This window comes from Brachybacterium tyrofermentans (assembly GCF_039526165.1).
Classification (GTDB): domain Bacteria; phylum Actinomycetota; class Actinomycetes; order Actinomycetales; family Dermabacteraceae; genus Brachybacterium; species Brachybacterium tyrofermentans.
In genome coordinates this window covers 1-4,522 of the sequence record NZ_BAAAIR010000091.1, presented here as the reverse complement: position 1 = coordinate 4,522, position 4,522 = coordinate 1, and the positions used below count along the sequence as shown (strand labels likewise).

General features: G+C 66.5%; 3 protein-coding genes. 2 read left to right on the top strand and 1 reads right to left on the bottom strand.

The features are described from left to right. Window positions 1-432 precede the first annotated feature (432 nt). The gene (locus ABD093_RS18440) at window positions 433-714 is read left to right on the top strand and encodes a hypothetical protein (RefSeq protein ID WP_343926361.1); all 282 of its coding nucleotides are present in this window, start codon (window positions 433-435) and stop codon (window positions 712-714) included. Window positions 715-774: 60 nt separating this feature from the next. Beyond that, on the top strand, window positions 775-3,936 hold the full coding sequence (locus ABD093_RS18435) for a DEAD/DEAH box helicase (protein ID WP_343926359.1): 3,162 nt from the start codon (window positions 775-777) through the stop codon (window positions 3,934-3,936). Between the two features lie 246 nt (window positions 3,937-4,182). Here the strand turns inward: ABD093_RS18435 and ABD093_RS18430 are convergent. Next, window positions 4,183-4,522, bottom strand: a 340-nt coding sequence (locus ABD093_RS18430) for an integrase core domain-containing protein (protein ID WP_343926357.1), incomplete at its 5' end; no start/stop codon positions are given.

Sequence of the window (4,522 nt, the reverse complement as noted above, 5' to 3'; positions counted from 1 at the left end):
TGAGCAGCCGCCGCACCATCCCAGGCCTCCTCGCCTCAAGCCCCCACCGACCGGGAGTGTTGCTACGACGCTATGACACCACCGACTACTAGGTCGTGCCCTGCAACAGCTAGGGCGCCCAATTCCGTCAGCTCTTTCAAGGTGTTCGTGACGTCATGACCTCATTTTGCTGGTTCCTGTTGATGCCCTCCAAAAGGTGAAATCTATGCCTCCATCGGGGAGGTGTTCGGTGCGCCTCGATAGATTGTCAGTCTGTGCTTGGCCAGCCCACGCAGGCATGACAGCAAGCCCGGGCATCTCGCGGTGAACCTCGGTGGATCAGGTTCGGTGGCGAGCCCAAGGAGGGGCATGGAGTGCCGTTGAACGTGCTCGCGAGGCCAAGAGCTGGCTCTACAGTGAGAACCACACGCCACGAGACGAAGGAGCCGGCTGATGTCTGTGGGACGCACGGAAGCGGACGTCAACCTCGCGGACCGCACAAAGATGGCGCATCAGGTCTGCGCAGGACTGGCCGTCGTCTCCTTGCTGATCTGCATCGTCTCGCCCTTGGTCAGCAGCCAGGTGTTCCTGATCGTGCCGCTCTTCGGGCTGGCATCCATGGCTGTCGGGATCTACGGCAGGGCGTGGTGGGGGTGCGTCGCCGGGCTTCTGGAGTTGATCTCCCCGGCGGTCCTCATCTACCTCACCTACTACCTCCTGGCACACGGCGCGTGAGCGACTCGTCGTCGGCGGAGATGAAGGACGACGGAGCACAAGGCTCGAGGAAGGACCCCCATGGCGGGCGCCAGCACAGCAACGGACCCGAGCACGGTCACGGACTACTTCGCGCAGGTCCTGCGCCGCCAGCCGCTCGAGGAGGTGGCTTTCCAGCGCAGCTCGGTGTTCGTCGCGACCCCACGGGAGCGGATCGCCGAAGGCTCCCTGACCTCGGAGCACACGCAAGCGCTGTTCGACGCCCACGACAGGGAGGCCGAGCGCTCCAGGTCGGAGAAGGACAAGAACAAGGCGCCCGATGCCTCGATCTCCGTGGCGATCTCACTCGCCTCTGTCCCGGAACAGCGCGGATCCACCCAGCAGGGGATCCTGCTGCTCGCGGCCACGCTGAAACGCGACGGCACGCTGGAGCCCGACCTCGAGACCGGCACCTCCCCGTGGGTCCCGGCCGAGCGACTGATCGCTCCGGCAGTGACAGAGCGCGAGGTGATGGTTGGGGACCTCCGGAACTTCTGGGTGTTCACCCGCACCGAGCTCGCCGCCGAGGCCTCCCGCTGCGAGAGCGTCGCCGACGCGATGAAGCTCGCCGGACGACTGTTCACCAGCGTCGCGGGCAGGTCGCTCGACGACTTTGCGACGGAGCACACCGAGGCCGGTCGCATCGTCGAGCGCGAGCTCTGCTACGTCCAGGAACATGATCGGATCAATGCCGTCGGTGCACTCCTCGACGTCTACGAGGCGCTCGACCGTGAGCCGGAGCTGCCTCCGATCCTCGAGCAGATGATCACCGGGTGGGACGGCCAGCGGATCCCAGAAGAGCGGATCCACGTCGGCGACGGTCTGCTCTGGAACGCACGCCTGGCCTGCGGTTCCATGAACGACGAGAACCCGCTCACCGCCTCGCAGCGTCGGGCGGTCCACGCCTTCCTCCAGGGAGGGGAGGGCGAGGTCACCGCCGTGAGCGGCCCGCCGGGAACAGGCAAGACCACGATGCTGCAGGCGATCGTGGCGGGGATGATCACCCGTCGGGCGCTGGAGCGCGAGGACGCCCCGGTCATCGTCGGCACTTCCACCAACAATCAGGCCGTCACGAACATCATCGCCTCGTTCGCCTCCGTGACGAAGAAGGACCCAGGCATCCTGGATCTGCGCTGGCTGCCCCAGGAGCGCGACGGGGGAGCGTCCGAGGAGCCGCTGCGGTCCCTCGCCGTGTACTGCCCCGCGAAGGCGAAGCTCTCCGCCGCGAAGAAGCAGTATCTCGTCGAGCAGAAGGACCGCAGCGAGCTCTACGCGGACTACAGCAGCCCGGGCTACCTCGCCGACGCTCGCGATCATTTCCTGGCCCAGGTGCACTACTTCTTCGGCAGCATCGAGGATCCTGCTCGCGTCCAGGACTGGCTCCACGACGCGCTGACGGAGGTCGACGGATATCGACTCGCGCTGCTGGGAGCCATGAATGCCGACGGCCGCTCGGAGGACTATCTGCAGCTGTGCGCCGAGGTGGAGGAGTGCACGCATCTGCGCGAGCTCGGCGCCCTCTCAGATCTTCGCGACTGCACGAGCCTCGAGGAGCTCGACAAGGCACTCGACACGACGCTCCGGTACGCGGAGTTCTGGCTCGCCGTGCACTACTTCGAGGCGCAATGGTTGCTCGCCGAGCACTTGGACGAGAAGGAGCGGTGGAAGAACACCTGGGGCGTGGTGCGGCGCGTCTGGCCGCAGGCGGCGGCCCTCACCCCTTGCTTCGTGATGACCCTGTACCAAGTGCCCAAGTACTTCGGCCGCTACACGAAGCCGGGCGAGCCCAAAGCCTTCGACGTGGGCCGTATCGACCTGCTCATCGTCGACGAGGCCGGGCAGGTGGATACCCCGCTCGGCCTGCCGGCGATCGCGCTCGCCCAGCGCGCGCTCGTCGTGGGGGATGACAAGCAGCTGGCACCGGTGTGGGCCCTCGACGAGGAGACCGACCGGGAGATTGCCGAGGGCGCCGGCACCGAGGCGGGGGAGTGGGCGGACGATCTGCGCGAGCGCGGAGTGACCGCCTCCGCGCCCTCGAGCCTGATGCGGGCCGCGAGCCACGCCTCACGGTGGAGCTTCGGCGACCGCGATCCCGGCCTCCTGCTGCGCGAGCACTTCCGCTGCCATCCCGACATCATCGGCTTCAGCAACGAATTGCTCTATGGCGGGCTGCTCGAGCCCAGGCGTCCTGCGGAGAAGTCGTTGCTCCACGGCACGCGTCCGGCGTTCGAATGGATCGACGTCGCCGACTCGGAGGACTCCCGCCGGGGATCCAGCCGCGTCAACGAGCCGGAGGCGAAGGCGATCGCCGCCTGGATCGTCGAGAACTTCGCGAGCTTCTACGACCTCTACCACCACCAACAGAATGAGCCTGCCAAGAAGGTTAGCGAGGCGGAGCTCATCGGCGTCGTCACGCCCTTCCGTGCACAGGCCGATGTCATCACTGAGGAGATCAGGAAGGCCGCCCGCGCCGCACACCCTGACGCGGACCTCCCGACGAACCTCGCCACGAAGATCACGGTCGGTACAGCGCACCGACTGCAGGGGGCCGAGCGCCCGATCATCCTGTTCTCCGCCGTGTACGGCAACAACAGCGCGCAGGCCGGCTTCATCGACAAGAACCCCGAGTTGATGAACGTCGCCGTCTCCCGGGCCAAGGACCTGCTTGTCGTCTTCGCGTCACCGATCCGCTGGGACAACGGCAAGATCTTCGGCGTGATGTCCCGCTATGCGCAGCGGGCGGCGAGGGCGGTGAGAACCGAGACTGCCGAGGCGGAGGGGCCCGCAGCGTTCAAGGATCCGACTGACGGCGAGGTGTCGAGCATCGCCGTCCCGGATCCCGAGCGGCCCGATTTGCTCCCCGATCCTGCATCCACTTCAGCACCCGAGGCGACCCGCCCAGCTGCACCGGCCCACACCTCCGCGACCGCAGCGGCACAGCAGGGCGCGCTGTCCACGGTGCTCGGCAGGTGGCGCGAGGCGGGAGAGCTCCGTGGGGACGACGCCGACCTGAGCACCCCGGCCCTCAATCTGCGCCTCGCCGACGCAGGCGTGCTCGACGGCAAACCGGGGGAGTGGGAGCCGACGCGGCTCGCCGCGGTGCTGGGCGTGCTGGAGGTCGAGCGCAGCACATATGTCTCTTTGGAGTACACGCCGCAGATGCAGGAGCTGCTGCTGGGGCTGTACCGGGACGGCCGGCTCTGACGTCAGCGCGAAAATATGGGGGACGGCTCGAGGGGATGGGTCAGCTCTGGTCCCAGAGATCCACCTGGACCACTCGGCCAGGATCCAGGGTTCGCAGTCGGTCCAGCACGATCATCTTGCTCTCCAGCGCTGTGGCTGTACGAATCCCGCGAGGGTGCTCGGTCGAGCGTGCCACGGGCACGTGTTGGGAGCTGAAGTAGTGCTCGCGCAGAGTCTCGAGCCATTGGACGAAAACGCTGGCAGGTCCTAGATGTATGAGGTCATGACGTTGTCGACACGTTCGTGGACTCGGGTGGCCGGGGGCTGATCAGCGCAGGCGGTGTGTGGCCGATGGTAGTTGTAATGGTGGACCCAGATGTTGATCGCTTCGCGCCGTTCGTCTTCGGAGTAGAAGGCGTGGGCGTAGAGGCATTCCTCGGCAAGGATCCGCTGGTAGCGCTCGACTTTCCCGTTGTGCCGCGGGGTGTAAGGGCGGGTCCGCTGATGCCGTGAAGCATGCGCGTTCACAGTGCGAACGAAGGTCTTCGCGCGGTAGTTGGAGCCGTTGTCGGTGACCACCCGGACTAGGCGAGTGATGCCGTGAGCA

What these genes read in the sequence shown, in the direction of transcription:
- ABD093_RS18435 (WP_343926359.1), top strand. Translation starts at nt 775, where the DNA reads ATGGCGGGCGCCAGCACAGCAACGGACCCGAGCACGGTCACGGACTAC.
- ABD093_RS18440 (WP_343926361.1), top strand. Translation starts at nt 433, where the DNA reads ATGTCTGTGGGACGCACGGAAGCGGACGTCAACCTCGCGGACCGCACA.